Source organism: Salipiger mucosus DSM 16094, from assembly GCF_000442255.1.
GTDB classification, from domain to species: Bacteria; Pseudomonadota; Alphaproteobacteria; order Rhodobacterales; family Rhodobacteraceae; genus Salipiger; species Salipiger mucosus.
In genome coordinates, this window is sequence record NZ_KE557298.1 from 1 (window position 1) to 15,974 (window position 15,974).

At 71.4% G+C, this 15,974-nt stretch carries 18 protein-coding genes and 1 riboswitch; of the genes, 10 read left to right on the top strand and 8 right to left on the bottom strand.

The features are described from left to right. The 8 genes from SALMUC_RS27490 to SALMUC_RS27530 all read right to left on the bottom strand — a co-directional run. Positions 1 to 427, bottom strand: a 427-nt coding sequence (locus SALMUC_RS27490) for a LacI family DNA-binding transcriptional regulator (RefSeq protein ID WP_020043427.1), incomplete at its 3' end; no start/stop codon positions are given. Positions 428 to 542: 115 nt separating this feature from the next. Continuing rightward, positions 543 to 1,565: a histone deacetylase family protein gene (locus tag SALMUC_RS27495; protein ID WP_020043426.1), complete on the bottom strand. Its 1,023-nt coding sequence runs from the start codon at positions 1,563 to 1,565 to the stop codon at positions 543 to 545. After that, positions 1,562 to 2,056 (bottom strand): GNAT family N-acetyltransferase, encoded by a 495-nt coding sequence (locus SALMUC_RS27500; protein WP_020043425.1) that lies wholly within the window; start codon positions 2,054 to 2,056, stop codon positions 1,562 to 1,564. Before SALMUC_RS27500 ends, SALMUC_RS27495 begins: the two co-directional genes overlap by 4 nt. Then, entirely contained in the window at positions 2,053 to 2,979 is a 927-nt protein-coding gene (gene kce / locus SALMUC_RS27505) for a 3,5-dioxohexanoate:acetyl-CoA acetone transferase (RefSeq protein ID WP_020043424.1), read from the bottom strand. Before kce ends, SALMUC_RS27500 begins: the two co-directional genes overlap by 4 nt. Further along, a complete protein-coding gene (locus SALMUC_RS27510) occupies positions 2,979 to 4,316 on the bottom strand; it encodes an aminotransferase family protein (RefSeq protein ID WP_020043423.1) in 1,338 nt (445 codons plus the stop codon). Before SALMUC_RS27510 ends, kce begins: the two co-directional genes overlap by 1 nt. Before the next feature lie 2 nt (positions 4,317 to 4,318). After that, positions 4,319 to 6,649: an extracellular solute-binding protein gene (locus tag SALMUC_RS31440; protein ID WP_245584761.1), complete on the bottom strand. Its 2,331-nt coding sequence runs from the start codon at positions 6,647 to 6,649 to the stop codon at positions 4,319 to 4,321. Positions 6,650 to 6,696: 47 nt separating this feature from the next. Next, entirely contained in the window at positions 6,697 to 7,482 is a 786-nt protein-coding gene (locus tag SALMUC_RS27525) for an ABC transporter permease (protein ID WP_020043420.1), read from the bottom strand. Next, positions 7,482 to 8,348: an ABC transporter permease gene (locus tag SALMUC_RS27530; protein WP_020043419.1), complete on the bottom strand. Its 867-nt coding sequence runs from the start codon at positions 8,346 to 8,348 to the stop codon at positions 7,482 to 7,484. Before SALMUC_RS27530 ends, SALMUC_RS27525 begins: the two co-directional genes overlap by 1 nt. A 95-nt stretch (positions 8,349 to 8,443) precedes the next feature. Between SALMUC_RS27530 and SALMUC_RS27535 the strand changes: the two genes are divergently transcribed. The 10 genes from SALMUC_RS27535 to SALMUC_RS27580 all read left to right on the top strand — a co-directional run. Further along, positions 8,444 to 9,424, top strand: coding sequence for a LysR family transcriptional regulator (locus SALMUC_RS27535; RefSeq protein WP_020043418.1), 981 nt, complete (start codon positions 8,444 to 8,446; stop codon positions 9,422 to 9,424). A 44-nt stretch (positions 9,425 to 9,468) separates the two neighbouring features. Further along, positions 9,469 to 9,571: riboswitch (TPP riboswitch) on the top strand. A gap of 61 nt (positions 9,572 to 9,632) precedes the next feature. Beyond that, a complete protein-coding gene (thiD, locus tag SALMUC_RS27540; RefSeq protein ID WP_020043417.1) occupies positions 9,633 to 10,448 on the top strand; it encodes a bifunctional hydroxymethylpyrimidine kinase/phosphomethylpyrimidine kinase in 816 nt (271 codons plus the stop codon). Beyond that, complete coding sequence (locus SALMUC_RS27545) at positions 10,445 to 11,413, top strand: FAD-dependent oxidoreductase (RefSeq protein ID WP_020043416.1); 969 nt, start codon at positions 10,445 to 10,447, stop codon at positions 11,411 to 11,413. Before thiD ends, SALMUC_RS27545 begins: the two co-directional genes overlap by 4 nt. Then, a complete protein-coding gene (gene thiS / locus SALMUC_RS27550; protein ID WP_020043415.1) occupies positions 11,410 to 11,607 on the top strand; it encodes a sulfur carrier protein ThiS in 198 nt (65 codons plus the stop codon). Before SALMUC_RS27545 ends, thiS begins: the two co-directional genes overlap by 4 nt. A 3-nt stretch (positions 11,608 to 11,610) precedes the next feature. Further along, the gene (locus tag SALMUC_RS27555) at positions 11,611 to 12,384 is read left to right on the top strand and encodes a thiazole synthase (RefSeq protein WP_020043414.1); all 774 of its coding nucleotides are present in this window, start codon (positions 11,611 to 11,613) and stop codon (positions 12,382 to 12,384) included. Continuing rightward, positions 12,381 to 12,977, top strand: a complete 597-nt coding sequence (locus tag SALMUC_RS27560) for a thiamine phosphate synthase (protein WP_020043413.1) — start codon at positions 12,381 to 12,383, stop codon at positions 12,975 to 12,977. Before SALMUC_RS27555 ends, SALMUC_RS27560 begins: the two co-directional genes overlap by 4 nt. Further along, entirely contained in the window at positions 12,974 to 13,972 is a 999-nt protein-coding gene (locus SALMUC_RS27565; RefSeq protein WP_020043412.1) for a HesA/MoeB/ThiF family protein, read from the top strand. The genes SALMUC_RS27560 and SALMUC_RS27565 overlap by 4 nt, the downstream gene beginning before the upstream one ends. After that, positions 13,969 to 14,910, top strand: a complete 942-nt coding sequence (locus SALMUC_RS27570; protein WP_020043411.1) for an ABC transporter substrate-binding protein — start codon at positions 13,969 to 13,971, stop codon at positions 14,908 to 14,910. The genes SALMUC_RS27565 and SALMUC_RS27570 overlap by 4 nt, the downstream gene beginning before the upstream one ends. Beyond that, entirely contained in the window at positions 14,907 to 15,578 is a 672-nt protein-coding gene (gene tenA / locus SALMUC_RS27575) for a thiaminase II (protein ID WP_020043410.1), read from the top strand. Before SALMUC_RS27570 ends, tenA begins: the two co-directional genes overlap by 4 nt. Then, the coding region (locus tag SALMUC_RS27580; protein ID WP_037373130.1) for an ATP-binding cassette domain-containing protein at positions 15,575 to 15,974 on the top strand (400 nt) is incomplete at its 3' end. The genes tenA and SALMUC_RS27580, both read left to right, overlap by 4 nt.

Genomic DNA, 15,974 nt, shown 5'->3' on the forward strand with positions numbered 1-15,974 from the left:
CCTCCAGCGCCTCGGCCACGCCGGGGCCGTCGCTGCCCACCAGCGCGATGCCGTCGACACCCGCCTCGCCCAGCCGCAGCAGGCAGGCGCGCAGCGCCTCGGCGTCGAAGGCCGCGACCTCTTCCAGCCGCAGCTCGACCCGCTCGCGGCGCAGCGCCTCGCGCCGCGCCTCCAGCGCGCGGCGCATCACCGCGAAAAAGGCATTGGTTCCGGCGGGCAGCACCACGGCAAAGCGGTACGTCCGCCGCTGCGAGAGGTTGGCGGCGCTCACGTCGCGCACGTAGCCCAGCGCGTCGATGGCCTCGCGCACGCGCCGGGCCGATTTCTCGGCCACGCCGCCGCGCGCGTTCACCACGCGGTCCGCGGTCGCGTAGCTGACGCCGGCGCGCTTCGCCACGTCGCTCAATGTCGGCATGTTGCGCTGCATCGCGCTCCTCCCGCACGATCCCTCGCCCGGGCGGCCACGCCGCGTCAACAGGTTTTTGATAGACGTCTATCATTTCGCCCGCAGGCGGCCCGGGCCGAACCCGCGGGACCGGGCCTCAGCCGCCCTGCGCACCCTCCAGCACGCAGCGCAGGTTCGCGTCCAGCGTGTCGCTGATATAGCCGCCCTCCTGCACGAAAAGCACCGGCAGCCCCGTGGCGGTGATCGCCGCCCCGATGCGCCGGAAGCCCTCCTGCGTGACCGCCAGCCCCCGGAAGGGATCGTCGATCGAGGCATCCAGCCCCAGCGCCACCACCAGCGCCTCGGTGCCGAAGTCGCGCACCCGGTCCAGCGCCATGCGCAGCGCCCCGAGGTACTCCTCGTCCCCGGTCCCCCGCGCCAGCGGCAGGTTCAGGTTGCAGCCCAGCCCCCGGCCTTCGCCGCGCTCCTGCGCGTGGCCCCAGAAGAAGGGATAGAACCGCGCCGGATCGGCGTGGATCGAAACCGTGAGCACGTCGTCCCGGTCGTAGAAGATCCCCTGCGTCCCGTTGCCGTGGTGCACGTCCACGTCGAGGATCGCCGGCCGCAGCCCCGCCGCGCGCAGCCGCTCGGCGGCGATGCCCGCGTTGTTGAAGAAGCAGAAGCCGCCCGCGAGGTCGCGGAAGGCGTGGTGCCCCGGCGGCCGCGACAGCGCGTAGGCCAGCCGCGCGCCATCGCCCAGCGCATCGGCCCCGGCCAGCGCCGTCTGCGCCGACCAGTAGGCGGCCTCCCAGGTGCCCGCGGCGATGGGACAGGCGGTGTCGGCCTGGTGCCAGCCCGCCTGCCCGACGGCCGATTTCGGGTAGCCGTCGGTGCGGCTCGCCGGGTGGATGTTGGGGATCACCTCGGGGCCCGCGCCCTCGATCCGCTGCCAGCGGGTGTGGATGTTGCGCAGGAAGGTCAGGTACTCCGCGCTGTGCACCGCCGCGATCGGCCCCAGCCCCGCGTCCACCGGCGCGGCAAAGGCGCAGCCCGCCTCCTCGGCGGCGGCCTTCAGCACCTCGATGCGGCGCGGCTGCTCGGGGTTGGGCATCAGCGTGCCGTTGGCCATGAAATGCTGCGGGTCGTGGTGCCACTGGCGGTCGTCGAAAAAGCCCTTCATGCCGGTCCTTTCAGCGCGGCCACCCCCTCGGGGTCGAGCCGCATCTCGTCGTGGTGCGTCGCCGGGCGGAACCCCAGCCGCTCGTAGAAGACCCGGGCGCGCGGCGAGTCGTGGTAGACGTCGAGCTTCATCCGCTCGGCGCCCCAGGTGCGTTCGGCGTCCGCCGCGACCCCGGCCAGCAGGCGGCGGCCCAGACCGGCGCCGCGTGCCTCGGCCGAGACCCAGAGGTCCGAGACATGCACCACGCCCCCGCCCCGCGCCGTCGAGAAGACCACCGAGTAGAGCGCGCAGCCCAGCACCGGGCCGCCCGCCACGACGCCGCCTTCCTCGGCCAGCAGCGCGCGAAAGAGCGGCGCCGCGCCCCAGCCGGCCGCCGCGATCTCGGCGTCGGTCGCGTTGTGCGTATCGCCCAGCTCGGCCGAAAGCCGCGCCAGCGCGGCGTTCAGCCGGGGCGCGTCGGCGCGGCTGGCCTGTCGCAGCGAGATCGTCATATCGCCGTCCGGTCCGCGCCCTTGAGCCCCAGCATCGCGCGCGCCTCGGCGGGCGTCGCGACCTCGCGGCCCAGGTCCTCGACGATGCGGCGGATCTTGGCCACCTGCTCGGCGTTCGAGGTCGCGAGCCGCCCGCGCGCGATGGTCAGGCTGTCCTCGAGCCCCACGCGCACGTGCCCGCCCATGGCCGCCGCCATCGTGGTGAAGGGGATCTGGTGCCGCCCGGCCGCCAGCACCGAGAAGGTGTAGTCGCTGCCGAAGAGCTTGTCGGCGATGCGCTTCATGTGGTCGAGGTTCTCGGGGTCCGCCCCGATGCCCCCCAGCACGCCAAAGACGAACTGGATGAAGTAGGGCGGCTTCACCAGCCCCCGGTCCACGAAGTGCCGCAGCATGTAGAGGTGGCCCACGTCGTAGCACTCGAACTCGAACCGCGCGCCGCGCTGCTCGCCGAGCTCGGTCAGCACGCGGGCGATGTCGCGCGGCGTGTTCTTGAAGATCAGGTCGTCCGAGCCGCGCAGGAAGGGCTCCTCCCAGTCGTGCTGCCACTCGGTGATGCGGTCCGCCGCCGGGTAGAGCGCGAAGTTCATCGACCCCATGTTGAGCGAGCACATCTCGGGCTCGGCCTCGCGCGGGGCGGCGAGGCGCTCGTCCAGCGTCATCACGGCGCTGCCCCCGGTCGTCAGGTTCAGCACGGCGTCGGTCGCCTGCTTCACGCGCGGCAGGAAGGCCCGGAAATGCGCCGGATCGGCCGAGGGCCGGCCGGTCTCTGGGTCCCGCGCGTGCAGGTGCAGGATCGAGGCCCCCGCCTCGGCCGCCTCGACGGCCTGCGCGGCGATCTCGTCCGGGGTGACGGGCAGGTGCGGCGACATCGACGGCGTGTGGATCGAACCGGTGACCGCGCAGGTGATCAGGATCTTCGACATCAGGCGTGCTCCCGCCGCGCGGGCAGTTCCGCGGCAAAGGCCGTCAGCGCCCGGTCGAGCGTCTCCTCGATCTCGTCGAGCTGCGGCTCGATGACGATGAGCGGCGGGCAGACGAGGATGTGATCCCCCTCGATCCCGTCGCGGGTGCGCCGCGAGTAGACGATCAGCCCCATGTCGTAGGCGATCTGCACGAAGCGCTCGAAGGCCCGCCACTCGCGCGGCAGCGGCGCCCTGGTCTCGCGGTCGGCCATGAACTCGAAGGCCAGCAGCAGCCCCTTGCCGCGCACGTCGCCGATGATCTCGTGCCGCGCCATGAGCCGCTCCAGCCGCGCCTTGAGGCTCGCCCCCATCTCGGCGGCGCGCCCGATCAGGCCCTCGGCCTCGATCACCTGCAGCACCGCGTGGCCCGCGGCGCAGGCCAGCGGGTTGCCGGCATAGGTGAAGCCGTGGGCGAAGCCGCCCGCGTCCAGCACCGGCTCGACCAGCCGGTCGTCGGCCACGATGCCCCCCAGCGGCGCGTAGCCCGCGGCGAAGCCCTTGGAGAGCACCACGATGTCCGGCCGCACGCCCCAGTGCTCGCAGCCCAGGAAGGCGCCGGTGCGGCCCGCGCCGGTCATGACCTCGTCCATGATAAGCAGCACGCCGTGGCGGTCGCAGATCTCGCGCACCCGCTCCATGTAGCCCGCCGGCGGCACCAGCGCCCCGGTCGAGGCGCCGCCCACCGGCTCGCAGAGGAAGGCCAGCACGCTCTCGGGCCCCTCGGCCTCGATCCGCGCCTCCAGCATGTCGGCGTAGTGATGGCCGGTCGCCGGGTCCTCGGGGTCGAGCCCGTCGAGGTAGGCGCGCGGCGCGGGCACCTTGGGCATCTCGCGCATCATCGGCGCGAAGGGCGCGGTCAGCGAGCTGTAGCCTGTGACCGCCAGCGCCCCCAGCGTGCAGCCGTGGTAGCTGGGGCTGCGCGCGATCACCTTCCAGCGGCTGCCCTGCCCCACCGCCAGCGCGTGCTGGCGGGCGAGCTTCATGGCGCTCTCGACCGCCTCGGAGCCGCCCGAGACGAAGAACACCTTGTCGAGCCCCGCCGGCATCCGTGCCGCCGTCGCCGCCGCCAGCTTCTCCGAGGCCTCGGTCTCGAAGTGCAGCCGGTAGCCGAAGGTCGCCCGCTCCATCTGCGCGCGCATGGCGGCGAGCACCGTCTCGTCGGAATGGCCGATGTTGCAGACCATGGCCCCCGACGAGCCGTCGAGGTAGCGGCGCCCGTCGGTGTCCCACATGTAGACACCGCGCGCCTGGTCGAGCACGGGCTTGCGCCCGCGTCCCTGGTAGAACAGATGGCTCATTGTCAGGCTCCCGGAAGGGCGGCGCAGTCCTTTGGCTGGAACGCCACCTGCACGGCCTGCCCCTCGGCGTAGGGGCTGCCGTCGATCATGTTGATGGCCTGCAGCTGCGTCTCGCCCACGCGGACGAAGTAGCGCACCGTCTGGCCCTGGTAATCCACCGTCTCGACCGTGGCGGGGGCGCTCACCATGCCGTCGGCGGGCGTGTCCTGCGGCCGCAGCAGCAGCTTCTCGGCGCGCAGCACCAGCTTGGCCGCCCCCGCGCCGTCCAGCGTCGCCGCCCGCTCGGCCGGCACCGTCACCGGCCCGAAGAGATCCGCCTCCAGCCGCGCGCCCTCGCCGTCGCGGCCCGCGACCTTCGCCGGCAGGATGTTCGACGCCCCGAGGAAGTTCGCCACGAACTCCGAGGCCGGCGTGTTGTAGACCTCGGCCGGCGAGCCCACCTGCTCGACCCGCCCGGCGCTCATGACGACGATCTTGTCGGACATGGCCAGCGCCTCGGACTGGTCGTGGGTGACGAAGACCGTGGTCACGCCGATGCGCTCCTGGATGCGCTTGAGCTCGACGCGCATGTCCTCGCGCAGGTTGGCGTCGAGCGCCGAGAGCGGCTCGTCCAGCAGCAGCACGTCGGGCTCGATCACGATGGCGCGGGCCAGCGCGATGCGCTGCTGCTGCCCGCCCGAGAGCGCCTTGGGATAGCGCCCGCCCACGTCCGGCAGCTGCACGAGGTCCAGCGCCTTCTGCACGCGGCCCTCGATCTCGGACTTGGGCACGTCGCGGTACTTCAGCCCGAAGGCCACGTTCTCGGCCACGGTCTTGTGCGGAAAGAGCGCGTAGTTCTGGAACACGATGCCGAGGTTGCGCTTGTGGATCGGCACGTCGTTGACGCGCTTGTCGCCGATCAGGATCTCGCCCTCGGTCGGGTCGAGCAGCCCCGCGATCATGCGCAGGTTCGTCGTCTTGCCGCAGCCCGAGGGCCCCAGCAGCGTGACGAAGGCCCCGTCCTCGATCTCGAGCGTGGTGCGGTGCACGGCGGTGAACTGGTGGAAGCGCTTGACGATGTCGCGCAGGATGACGGAGCTCATGGAGGTATCCTGTCCGTGGTGTCTCGCCCCCTTGGCAGGCGGCGCAGGGGTCTCCCGCGCCTCTCTCCCCTCCCCCGTGACGGGGGAGGGGAGAGAGGCGCGGGACAGCGGCCTCAGTAGCCCTTCTGCACGCGGCCGAAGGTCTTGGACCATTCCGCCTCGTGGCCGTTCCAGTATTCCGGATCTGCGAAGGTCAGACCGTCGAGCGTGCCGCTCGGGTCGAAGGCGGGCAGCGTCGGGATCTTCTCGCCCAGCTCGACCTTGTTGGGGTCCAGCGCCGGCGGGTAGTTCTCGCCCCTCGGCCACCGCGATCGAGGTCTCGGGCGCCAGCATGAAGTTCAGCAGCTCCTCGCAGGGCTCCATGGGCGAGCCCTTGATGACGAAGAGGCACTCCTGCCAGCCGTAGCCGTTCGGCGGGTCGTAGTAGCCGATGTCGTGGCCCTGCTCCTGCAGCGCGTAGATGCGACCCGACCAGCCCTCGGTGACGTAGATCTCCTCCTCGGCGAGCAAGCTCATCAGCTCGGCGCCCGAGCCCCAGTACTTCAGCGCGAGGTCGCGGTGCTGCCGGATCGCGTCCCAGACCGCGTCCATGTCCTCGGCGTTGTTCGGGTCCTGCCCGGTCTGCAGCGCGCCGAACCAGATCCGCGTGCGCCAGTCGCCCCAGCCGGCGATCTTGCCCTTGTAGGCCTCGTCGATGAGGATCTTGGCGCCCTTCTCCTTCATCTCCTCGTCCGAGATGTGCTTGCGGTTATAGGCAAGCCCGGTGGTCCCGTAGTCGTAGGGCACGCAGGACAGCGACCCGCCCGAGACCTTGCGGAAGACGTCGACCAGCTTGGGGATGACGTATTGCAGGTTCGGGATGTTGTCCTCGTTCAGCTCGGTCGACAGGTCCAGCCCGTGATAGCGCGCGTAGTCGAAGACGCCCGAGAGGTGGGCGATGTTGTATTCGCCGGGCTGGCTGGCCTTCACCCGGCTCAGGTACTCGTCCCCGCCGCCGAAGGTGCCGTCGACGACCTCGATGCCGGTCTCCTTGGTGTAGGGATCGAAGGCATACTGGCGGAAGGCCTCCGACACGACGCCGCCCCAGCCGTCGAAGCGCACCTGGCTCACGTCCTGCGCGAAGGCGCGGTAGGGCGTCACCAGGCCATAGGCCGCGCCCGCGGCGCCGATCAGGCCCAGGAAGGTGCGGCGGTCGACGTCGCCGTTCATGTAGCGCTCGCGCAGGCGCTCGTAGCGGGTGGTGTTGTCCATTTTCCTCATCGTCTCACTCCTTGTCGGTCACGGGGGTCGCAGCGGTCTCAGGTGCCGCTTTTCGTGGATAGGGTCCGGGCGATGGCCGCGCCCAGCAGCGGCAGGCCCACGGTCATGGCGATCATCACCGTGCCCAGCGCGTTGATCTCCGGGCTGATCGAGTTGCGCAGCATGGCGAAGATCTGCGTCGGCACGGTCTCGACCCCGCCGGGCTTCCAGAAGAGCGTTCCGGTGATGTCATCGAAGCTGATCGTGAAGGCGAAGAGCGCCCCCGCCAGCACCGCCGGCAGCATCAGCGGCAGCGTGATCTGGAAGAAGGTCTGCCGCGGGCTCGCGCCGAGGCTCATGGCGGCCTCCTCGACATCGCGCCGGATCGCCACCAGCCGCGCCTGCACCACGAGGATCACGAAGGGCAGCGTGAAGATCACGTGGCCGAAGAGCAGCAGCGCGAAGCTCTTGTTCACGCCCAGGAAGTTCAGGAACAGCAGCAGCGCCACCGCCAGCACGACTTCCGGAACGAGGATCGGCGCGATCAGCAGGGTCGAGACCGCGTTGGCCCCCGGCACCCGGTAGCGCACCAGCGCGAGGCTCGCGAGCACCCCCAGCGTGGTCGAGATCAGCGCCGTCAGCAGCCCCAGCACGATCGAGGTGCGGAAGGCCCGCAGGATCGCCTCGTTCTGCGCCAGCTCGATGAACCAGCGGAACGAAAAGCCCGTCATCGGAAAGCTGCCGAACTGCGAGGCGTTGAAGCTCAGCAGCACGACCACGGCGACGGGCAGGAACATGAACAGGTAGACGAGCAGCGCGTAGCTGCGGATCAGGATCCAGCCCATCAGCCCAGCCCCTTCATCAGTTGCGCCATGCCGAGATAGCGGTTGTAAATCGTCACCAGCACGCCCAGCACCGCCAGCAGCATCAGGCTCAGCGCGCTGCCCAGCGGCCAGTTCAGCTGCGTGATGATCGCCTCGAACACGAGGTTCGCGAACATCGCGTCCGTGGGCCCGCCCAGCACCAGCGGCGTGATGTAGGTCCCCGCCCCCAGCACGAAGCACAGCAGCCCCCCCGCCGCGAGCCCCGGCAGCGAGAGCGGCAGCGTCACCTGCACGAAGGCCTCCCACTTCGTCGCCCCCAGCGAGTTCGCGGCGTCCTCAAGCGTGGTGTCGATGCCGTCGAGGCTCACGAAGACGTTCAGCACCATGAAGGGCAGCAGGAAGTGCACCAGCCCCAGGATCACCGTCGTCTCGTTGTAGAGCATCTGGATCGGCTCGCTGATGAGCCCCGTCCACAGCAGCGCCGTGTTCAGCGCCCCCGAGACGCCCAGGATGTTGATCCAGCTCATCGTGCGGATGATGTAGCTGATCCAGAAGGGCAGCATGAGCAGCAGCAGCAGGATCGCCTTGCTCCCCTTCGACCGCGCGATGAAATAGGCCGCCGGGTAGCCCATGACCGCGCAGACCGCCGTGGTGATGGCCGCGATCTTCAGCGTGTTGAGCAGGATGTCGCGGTAGAACGGATCGGTCAGCGCCTCGCGCCAGTTGTCGAGGTAGAACCCCGCCTGGTCCGCCCCGGTCGAGGTCCGCAGCCAGAAGCTGTAGACCACGATGAACATCAGCGGCACGAACAGCAGCAGCCCCACCGCCGTCAGGGCGGGAGAGAGCAGGATCCAGGGCTGGCGCGCTTCGCGGGCTTCGACCGACATGCCGGTTCCTCGATGCATTCAACTTGCGGAAACCATGCGAAGGGGTCATTCATAGGGCAAATAGATAATGAGAATTATGAATATAGGCCCTGTTTATGGACGCCCCGCAGAACGACGCCGACGGCTGGTATGATCCCGAGCGGATCGCCCGCGAACTCGACTGGAACCTGCTGCGCACCTTCGTCGTGCTGGCCGAATCCCGCTCGGTCACCGAGGCCGCCGCGCATCTGCGCCTCAGCCAGCCCTCGGTCTCTACCGCCCTGAAAAGGCTCGAGGATCGCATCGGCCGCCGTCTCATCGACCGCGGGCCGGGCCGCTACGCCCTGACCGACCCGGGCGAGCTGCTCTACCGCGAGGCGGTCGAGATCAACGGCTCCATCCTGCGGCTCTCGACCCTGCTGCGCCAGACCACCGACGAGGTGCGCGGCCAGGTCAGCATCGCGGTCGCCAGCCACGTCGTCTGCCCGCTTTTCGATCAGGTGCTGGCCGATTTCCACGCCGCGCACCCGGCGGCGACACTCTCGATCACAGTCTTGTCCAGCATCGACGCCATCGCCGAGGTCTCGGCCAAGCGCGCCTCCTTCGCCATCTGCCTCGTGCGCGAGCGCAATCCCCGCCTCGAGTACCGCCGCCTCTACCGCGAGTTCTTCGGCCTCTTCTGCGGCCCGCCGCACCCGCTCTTCGGCCGCGCCGGGCTCACCCGCGCCGACATGGCCGGGCAGGCCACCGTCAGCTTCGACACCGACCGCCTGCAGGACGTGCTCAAACCCGTCACCCTCATGCGCGCCCAGTCCAGCCTCGGCGAGCGCATTGTCGGCACCTCCTCGAACCTCGAGGAGGTCCGCCGCATGATCATCGCCGGCCTCGGCATCGGCCCGCTGCCGGTCCATGTCACCGCCCGCGACGTGGCCGACGGCGTGCTCTGGCAGACGCCGCCCTACGACAACCTGCCCGCCATCGACGTGCAGGTCGTCTGGAACCCCCACGCGGTCAAGAACCGGGCCGAGACCATCCTGCTCGACCGCATCAACGAGGCCATCGAGCGCACGCCCCTGTCGGACCGCACCTACGACTGACACCGCGCCCCCTTGAATCCCCCCGCGCCGGGACTTACCGTCAGGGTATTCCGTTGGGGCGCCCCGCAAAGGGGCTGAGAGGCAATCTGCCGACCCATCGAACCTGATCCGGGCAATGCCGGCGTAGGGAACGGATGATGGCAGTGAGACCCCCCGAGGTCGTGCAACCATTGATCGTCCCGCCGGCACCCCACGTGCGGAGGACGACATGGGCCAGACCCCCAACCTACTCATCATCGCGGGCTCCGACAGCGGCGGCGGCGCGGGCATCCAGGCCGACGTCAAGACCGCCTCGGCGCTCGGCGTCTACGCCACCACGGCGCTCACGGCGGTGACCGCCCAGAACACGCGCGGCGTGCAGGCGGTCGAACTGCTGCCCCCCGATCTCGTCGCGGCGCAGGTCGCCTCGGTGCTGGACGACATCGGCGCGGGCGCGGTCAAGATCGGCATGCTGGGCAGCGCCGAAATCACCCGCGCCGTCGCCCGCGCCCTCGACGGCTACGCCGGGCCGGTGGTGCTCGACCCCGTGATGGTCGCGAAATCCGGCGACGTGCTGCTCGCCGACAGCGCCATCGCCGCGCTGCGCGAACACCTGCTGCCCCGCGCCACGCTGCTCACCCCCAACCTGCCCGAAGCCGCGCAGCTTCTTGGGACCGGTCCCGCCGCCACGGCCGAGGAGGCCGAGGCGCAGGGCCGCGCGCTCTGCGACCTGGGCGCGCGCGCCGTGCTGATGAAGGGCGGCCACGCCGAGGGGCCCACCTGCACCGACCGGCTCGTGACCCCCGACAGCATCCGCACCTATGCCTCGCCGCGCCTCGACACGCGCAACACCCACGGCACGGGCTGCACGCTGTCCTCCGCCGTGGCCTCGGAGCTGGCGAAGGGCGCGAAGCTGCCGCAGGCCGTCGCCCGCGCCCACGACTGGCTGCACGCCGCCATCGGCGCCGCCGACGGGCTGGGCATCGGTCACGGGCACGGGCCGGTGCACCACTTCCACGCGCTCTGGAACGAGGTCCCGGCATGAGCGTCGACGCCACCATCCTCGGCGCCGGGGTCGCGGGCCTTGCCACGGCGCATGAACTGACCGCGCGCGGGCTGTCCGTGCGCCTGATCGACCCGGCGGGCGGCCCCGGCGCGCATCACTGCTCGTGGTGGGCGGGCGGCATGCTCGCCCCCGAGTGCGAGGGCGAGACCGCCGAGCCGCAGGTCGTCCGCCTCGGCCGCGACGCCGCCCGCTGGTGGGAGGCCGCGGGCGCGCAGGTCACCCACGCCGGCTCGCTCGTGCTGGCCCTCGGCCGCGACCGGCGCGAGCTCGACCGCTTCGCCCGCCGCACCGAACGGCACGAGACGCTCGACCGCGCGGGCATCGCGGCGCTGGAACCGGACCTCTCCGAACGCTTCGACCGCGCCCTGCACTTCCCGACCGAGGCGCATCTCAGCCCCCGCGACGCGCTCGCCGCCCTGCGCGCGGGCCTTGCCGGGAAGGGCGTCGAGATCCTCCCCGAAGCGCCGCACGAGGGGCGACTGATCGACTGCCGGGGCCTCGCCGCCCGCGACCGCCTGCCGGACCTGCGCGGCGTGCGCGGCGAAATGGCCGTGCTGCGCACCTCCGAGGTCGCGCTCTCGCGCCCCGTGCGCCTGCTGCACCCGCGCCACCCGCTCTACATCGTGCCGCGCGGCGGCGGCATCCACATGCTCGGCGCCACCCAGATCGAGGGCGACAGCCGCGGCCCCGCGACCCTGCGCTCGGTCGTGGAACTGCTCAACGCCGCCTACGCCCTGCATCCCGCCTTCGCCGAGGCCGAGGTGCTGGAGCTGGGCGCCGACGCCCGCCCGGCCTTTCCCGACAACCTGCCGCGCGTCGTTGCGCAGGACGACCGCATCCACGTCAACGGCCTGTTCCGCCACGGCTTCCTCATGGCCCCCGCGCTCGCGCGCGCGGTGGCCGGGCAGCTCACCGGACAGCCAACCCCGGAGGTGACCCCATGAAGATCACGGTCAACGGAGAGAGCCGCGACATCGCGGCCACCACGCTCGACGCCGCGCTCGCGGAACTGGGCTACGGCGAGGCCCGCGTCGCCACCGCCGTCAACGAGGGCTTCGTCCCCAGCGCCGCCCGCCCCGGCACGACGCTTTCCGAGGGCGACCGCGTCGAGATCCTCGCCCCACGGCAGGGAGGCTGACCCATGCCCACCTTCTACGGCACACAGGTTTCGTCCCGCCTCATGCTGGGCACCGCGCAATATCCCTCGCCTTCGGTGCTGGCCGAGGCCTTCCGTCGCTCGGGCGCGGGCATCGCCACCGTCTCGCTGCGCCGCGAGGCGGCGGGCGGCGGCGCCGGGCAGTCCTTCTGGGACCTCATCCGCGACCTCGGCGTCCCCGTCCTGCCCAACACCGCCGGCTGCCATTCCGTGCGCGAGGCCGTCACCACCGCCCAGATGGCGCGCGAGATGTTCGGCACCGACTGGATCAAGCTCGAGGTCATCGGCCACGCCGACACCCTCCAGCCCGACCCCTTCGGACTGGTCGAGGCCGCCCGCATCCTCTCGGACGACGGCTTCAAGGTCTTTCCCTACACCACGCAGGACGGCATCCTCGCCGGCCGCCTGCTGGACGCGGGCTGCGAGGTGCTGATGCCCTGGGGCGCGCCCATCGGCACCGGCCTCGGGCTGAACGACCTCTACGGGCTGCGCACCCTGCGCGCCCAGTTCCCCGACGTGCCCATGGTCATCGACGCGGGCCTCGGCCTGCCCTCGCAGGCCGCCGCCGCGATGGAGCTGGGCTTCGACGCCGTGCTCCTCAACACCGCCGTCGCGAAGGCCGGCGACCCCGCCGCCATGGCCGAGGGCTTTGCCCGCGGTCTCGAGGCCGGCCGCCTCGCCTACGAGGCGGACCCGATGGAGCCCCGCGACATGGCCGCCCCCTCGACCCCCGTGCTGGGACTGGCGGTGCTGGAATGACCCTCGACCGCTTCTACCCCATCTTCGACGATCCCGCCTGGCTCCCCCGCGCCCTGCCGCTGGACGTCAGGCTCGTGCAGCTGCGCATCAAGGACACGCCCGAGCCCGCCCTGCGCGACAAGCTGACCCAAGGCCGCGACCTCTGCCGCCACCACGGCGCCACGATGGTCGTCAACGACCACTGGCAGGCGGCCATCGACCTCGGCTGCGACTGGCTCCACCTCGGGCAAGAGGATCTCGACACCGCCGACCTGCCCGCCATCCGCCGCGCCGGGCTGAAGCTGGGCATCTCGACCCACGACGAGGACGAACTCGACCGCGCGCTCGCCTGCGCGCCCGATTACATCGCCCTCGGCCCGGTCTGGCCGACCATCCTCAAGAAGATGAAATGGCACCAGCAGGGCACCGAGAAGCTTACCGCGTGGAAGGCCCGCATCGGCGACATCCCCCTCGTGGCAATCGGCGGGCTGAACATCGACCGCGCCCCGCAGGCCTTCGCGGCGGGCGCCGACGTGGTCTCGGTCGTCACCGACATCACGCTCAACGCCGACCCCGAGGCGCGCATGCGCGCATGGATCGAGGCGACACGATGACCCGCTACGCCCGCCAGACCGCCGTGCCCGGCTTCGGCGCCCCGGCCCAGCGCAGGCTGCAGGAGGCAAGCGTACTGGTCGTCGGCGCCGGGGGCCTCGCCGCGCCGGTGCTGCAATACCTCGCGGGCGCCGGGCTGGGGCACATCCGCCTCGTCGACCCCGACCGCGTGGACGAAAGCAACCTGCACCGCCAGACGCTCTTCCGCATGTCCGACATCGGCCGCCCCAAGGCGCAGGCCGCCGCGGGCACCCTGCGCGGCCTCAACCCCGACTGCCGGATCGAACCGCACGTCACCGCCCTCGACCCCGCAAACGCCGAGAAGCTGGCCGAGGGCACCGACCTCGTGCTCGACTGCGCCGACAGCTTCGCGGCCAGCTACATCCTCTCGGACCTCTGCCACGGGCGCGCCCTGCCGCTCGTCAGCGCCTCGGTCATCGGAATGGAGGGCTACGCAGGCGGCTTCTGCGGCGGCGCCCCCTCGCTCCGCGCGATCTTCCCCGACCTGCCGCAGCGCCTCGGCTCCTGCGCCGAGGACGGCGTGCTGGGCCCCGTCGTCGGCGTCATCGGCAGCCTGCAGGCGCAGATGGCCCTCGCCCAGCTGACCGGCGCGGGCGAGAGCCCCCTCGGCCGCATCGCCAGCTACGACGCCAGCGCCCAGCGCTTCGGCGGCTTCGCCTTCCACGGCGCGCCCGAACCGGACCGCGCGCCCCGCTTCATCGCGCCCGCGCAGATCGCGCCCGGCGACCAGGTCATCGACCTGCGCGCGCCGGACGAGGCACCCCTCGCCCGCCCCGGCGCCCTGCGCATCGACCCCGCCGGGATCGCCGCTGCCCCGCCCCCGGAGGCAGGCCAGCGCACCGTGCTCTGCTGCCGCTCGGGCCAGCGGTCCTGGAGCGCCGCCGAAACCCTCGCCGCCCGCCGCGACGGCGAGATCGTCCTCGTCGCCATGGGCGACCCGGACCAAGACACCCCCACGGAGGAAACCCCCGCATGAAACACGCCCTTGTCGCACTGGCGCTCGCCGCCAGCCCCGCCGCCGCGCAGGACGGCCTCGACGAGATGACCCTCGTCCTCGACTGGTTCGTGAACCCCGACCACGGCCCCATCATCGTCGCCGACGAGCTGGGCTATTTCGAGGACGCCGGGCTCGAGGTCGAGATCGTCGCCCCCGCCGATCCCGCCGACCCGCCCAAGATGGCGGCCGCCGGGCGCGCCGACCTCGCCATCTCCTACCAGCCGCAGCTGCACCTTCAGGTCTCCGAGGGCCTGCCGCTCAAGCGCGTCGGCACCCTCGTCGCCACGCCCCTCAACTGCCTGCTGGTGCTGGAGGACGGCCCCGTGAAGGAGCTTTCCGACCTCAAGGACCGCAAGGTCGGCTTCTCCGTCGCGGGCGTCGAGGAGGCCCTGCTCTCGGCCATGCTCAAGCCCGCGGGCCTCACCGCCGAGGACGTGGAGCTGGTCAACGTGAACTGGTCGCTCTCGCCCGCGCTCATGTCCGGGCAGGTCGACGCGGTCATCGGCGCCTACCGCAATTTCGAGCTGAACCAGATGGAGATCGAGGGCGTCCCCGGCCGCTGCTTCTATCTCGAAGAAGAGGGCGTGCCCGCCTACGACGAGCTTGTCTACGTCGCCAACCCCGAGACCATGGACGAGGACATGATCGCCCGCTTCCTCGAGGCGACCGAACTGGGCGTGCAGTATATCGTGAACCATCCGCAGGAGAGCTGGGAGATCTTCAAGAGCACCTCGGCCGAGCTGGACGACGAGCTGAACGCGAAAGCCTGGACCGACACGGTGCCGCGCTTCGCCCTGCGCCCCGCCGCGCTGGACCCGGGCCGCTACGAGCGCTTCGAGCGCTTTCTCGTGGACTCCGGCCTGATCGACGAAGCCCGCCCCGTCTCCGACCTCGCCATGGTGCCGGAGGCGCAATGACCTACGGCACCACCTTCCCGCTCTGGCGCGCCGCCGCGGGCGAGCACTGGCAGGACTACACCCGCCACGCCTTCGTGCGGCAGCTGGCCGACGGCTCCCTCCCGCGCGAAAGCTTCCTGCACTATCTCGTGCAGGACTACGTCTTCCTCGTGCATTTCTCGCGCGCCTGGGCGCTGGCCGTCACCAAGGCCGAGACGCTGGACGAGATGCGCCTCTGCGCCGACACGGTGCAGGCGCTCATCGGCGACGAGACGCGCCTGCACGTCGAGACCTGCGCCAAGGAGGGCATCGACGAGGCCACGCTCTTCGCCGCGCCCGAGGCGCCCGCCAACCTCGCCTACACGCGCTACGTGCTCGATTCCGGCCATTCGGGCGATTTCCTCGACCTTCTCGCGGCGCTGGCGCCCTGCGTTCTGGGCTACGGCGAGATCGGCGCGCGGCTGGCGTCCGAGGCGGGCGAGACGCCCTATCGCCACTGGATCGACACCTACGCCTCCGAGGACTACCAGCAGGTCTGCACGGCCGTCGGCGCACTGATCGACGGCGCCGTCGCCCGGCGGCTGGGAGACGATCCGCAGGCCAGCCCCCGCTGGCCCGGCGTCTGCCACCGCTTCACCACCGCCACGCGGCTCGAAGTCGGCTTCTGGGACATGGGGCTCGCGCCATGACCCCGCCGGGCCTGCGCATCGCCGCCGGTCTCTCGATCGGCGGCAAGCGCATCCTCGATCCCGTCGCGATCACCGCCCCCGCCGGCCGCTGGACCTGCCTCCTGGGCCCCTCCGGCGTGGGCAAGTCGACCCTGCTGCACTGCCTCGCCGGCATCGCCGAGGACGTGACCCTCGACGGCGAGATCGGCGCCGAGGACGGCGCGCCCCTGCCCGGCCGCGTCGCGCTCATGGCGCAGGCCGACATGCTGCTGCCCTGGCTCACGGTGCGCGACAACGTCACGTTCGGCGCCCGCCTGCGCGGCGAGGCCCCCGACCGCGCCCGCGCCGACGTGGTGCTGGGCCACATGGGCCTCGCCCCGCTGGCAGGCCGCAAGCCCGGCGCGCTCTCGGGCGGGC